Raw genomic sequence first — 858 nt, 5'->3', positions numbered from 1 at the left:
TTCACGCGCAATCGTTATTATTGATAATACCATTCGCGCTTTTTGTGTATTCGCTTGCAATGAATAGTGGATCTTTTTCATGACTGCGGCACACCCTATGCACCATAATAAATATAAAATAAGCGCCGCTATAAGCAGTAAATTATCAAATCGGTTAACACTTCGGGAGTTAGCGCACTCCAAACCTACCCCTAATTTATTATTTTTTGTATCTCTAAAATTTTCTTCTATTTGCATACGTTGGCTATAAAGGTTCACTGCTGTTTTTGCACTCTTCATAAACTTTTCAGGCAAGTTAAACACCAGTAACCACGGCTCTTTCGCATCTTTTTGATGAACTTTATCTGTTGTTCTTTGTGACGTCCCGCCTCGTTTTTTCTTCGCTTTTCGGCCTTTTGGCGTTCGTTTATAAATTGCTGCATTGCACGGGAACTTTGCCGTTTTACCATAGTAAATTGAGCCAAGGTTATCAGCCTTACCAATACGCGCATCGGCAAACCATTGATAACTGGTTTTCCATTCTTGTTTATCTTGGGAGAGAGATACTCGCCCTCTTACTCTCCCTATCCAATACCAATTTTTTTCTTCAACTATTTTAAACCATGGGGCACGATAGATAGCATCTGACACAATGATTGGCATACATCCTTCAGGTAATATTTGTTCGAGCGTGTCTAAAAATGCTTGATGTGCTTTATTGGTATTCAGTTCGCTCTCAGGATGAATTTTTTCATAGAGCGTTAAGCTTCTCCCATTCATTGGAATACTGGCGCGCAATACTTGAAACATCCCTTGTCCATTAATAGGTGACCAATCGACTAATATGATGGGGGACTTTTTATTTCCAATTAACTGCGC

Annotated in this window: 1 protein-coding gene; it reads right to left on the bottom strand. The window is 39.3% G+C overall.

Annotated elements, in window-relative coordinates; translation table 11 throughout:
• Positions 1-858 (bottom strand): IS4 family transposase (locus HH219_RS21640; protein WP_169328604.1); only part of this gene is annotated, 858 nt, incomplete at both ends.

It is taken from the genome of Pseudoalteromonas sp. NEC-BIFX-2020_015 (genome assembly GCF_012952265.1).
In the GTDB taxonomy this organism is placed as follows: domain Bacteria; phylum Pseudomonadota; class Gammaproteobacteria; order Enterobacterales; family Alteromonadaceae; genus Pseudoalteromonas; species Pseudoalteromonas neustonica.
Note: the sequence above shows the minus strand (reverse complement) of the source record. Positions and strands in the feature narration are given on the sequence as shown.